The organism is Clostridium sp. AUH-JLR23 (assembly GCF_964238065.1).
Lineage (GTDB): Bacteria > Bacillota_I > Bacilli_A > Erysipelotrichales > Coprobacillaceae > Allocoprobacillus > Allocoprobacillus merdigallinarum.
Map to the genome: position 1 here is coordinate 1 of NZ_CAXSKY010000037.1, position 1,896 is coordinate 1,896.

Genomic DNA, 1,896 nt, shown 5'->3' on the forward strand with positions numbered 1-1,896 from the left:
GTGTGCCACGCATGGCATAAAACTTGGTGGTGAAAGTCCACTGTGGAGGTTTCGTACTACCAACCACTAGCCAAAGACAAAGTATCCATCGTAAGGTGTGAACGGGAGGAAGTCGGAGGCAAAATCCTGACCCAAGGAACACGAACTATTTGAGGCATATGCTTATCGGATGAGATTGCGCAACAAATCAAAGTCCAATAGTACGACGGAATAAGCAATGTAAAGATAGTGGGTACATGGGATGAAAGTGTTATGTCTTACCGTGGGAGGTCCTAGGGACATGGTGAAAATGTAATCATGGTGGAAACGTTTGTCCTAGGAAGTCAGCCGAGGTCATAGTAGTGATGATGGTAACTGTAATGGTTATCTAGCGAAGGACCGAACATAAGGAGGTGAACTGGAGATGAAAGATACTCAAGATAAAATAGGATACTGTCAACTATCATTAGGCTTACTCTATGAAGATAGTACGGAATACGACAATAACGGAGAAGTGTATCCTGTATCAAAACAAGAGATATCACATATGAAAAACACCAATAGATTTGTAGTACATGAAAAGTTACTTGAAGCAATCGTAGAAGATGCCAATATAGAAAAGGCGATTCAAAGGGTTGTGAGCAATAAGGGGAGTGGTGGTGTAGATAAAATGCAAGTCGCAGAAGTTCGTACGCATTTCGCACAACACTGGTCTTATCTAAAGAAACTTATCATGGAGGGACATTATAGTCCGCAAGCCGTCAAAAGAGTAGAAATACCGAAAGATAACGGAAAGAAAAGAGGGTTAGGAATCCCAACAGTGACGGATAGGGTCATCCAACAAGCAATAGTACAAATACTTACGCCTATCTTTGAACCACTATTCAATGAAAACAGTTATGGGTTTAGACCTCGAAGAAGTGCTCATCAAGCAGTAAAAAGAGTCGTAGACTATGCCAATGAAGGATATCGATACACAGTAGACTTGGACTTGGAGAAATACTTTGATACAGTCAATCATTCAAGACTTATACAGATACTTTCACAAACTATTAAAGATGGAAGAGTCATATCACTCATACATAAATATCTCAATGCAGGAGTCGTAGTAAAGCATAAATTTGAAGAAACAACTAAAGGTGTACCTCAAGGAGGTCCCCTAAGTCCATTACTATCAAATGTCTATCTTAATGAATTTGATAAAGAAATGGAAAGAAGAGGAAATCGATTTGTAAGATATGCAGATGACTGTGTCATACTGTTCAAAAGTGAAAGAAGTGCTATGAGAGTCAAGGAAACAGTGACGAGATATCTTGAAGAGAATTTATTCGTTAAAGTCAATCAAGAGAAAACAAAAGTCGCTTATATTACTGGTGTAAAATTTCTAGGATTTGGATTCTATATAGAGAAGAGTGGTAACGTACGAATCACTGTTCATAAGAAATCAAAAGAAAAGATGAAAAGAAGAATCAAAGAAATCACAAAAAGAAATAGACCTATCAGTAGTAAGGAACTAGCTCAGGAATTAAAGCTCTATATTACGGGATGGATAAATTACTACAGGATAGCTGATATGAGAGGATATCTTGGTAAAGTTGACTCGTGGATAAGACGAAGAATACGAATGATATATTGGAAGAGATGGAAGCTAGTAAGAACAAGGTATAGAAATCTGCAAAAGCTAGGTATAGACAGGAATAAGGCATGGGAATGGGCAAATACAAGAAAAAGCTACTGGCATATAGCCAATAGCTTTATACTCTCTAGAACACTGACAAACGAAAGATTAAAAAGATTTGGGTTTGTAAGTGCACTAGATTATTACAATTCTATAAACTTATGAAACGCCGTGTAGGGAACCCTACGCACGGTGTTGTGAAAGGGGCGAAAGATATTAATTCTTAGCCCCTATTCAAT

General features: G+C 38.0%; 1 protein-coding gene. It reads left to right on the top strand.

Features of this window, described 5'->3' with window-relative positions:
- Positions 1-403 precede the first annotated feature (403 nt).
- A complete protein-coding gene (gene ltrA / locus ACESR5_RS11975; RefSeq protein WP_373155985.1) occupies positions 404-1,822 on the top strand; it encodes a group II intron reverse transcriptase/maturase in 1,419 nt (472 codons plus the stop codon).
- Positions 1,823-1,896 lie beyond the last annotated feature (74 nt).

What these genes read in the sequence shown, in the direction of transcription:
- ltrA (WP_373155985.1), top strand. Translation starts at nt 404, where the DNA reads ATGAAAGATACTCAAGATAAAATAGGATACTGTCAACTATCATTAGGC.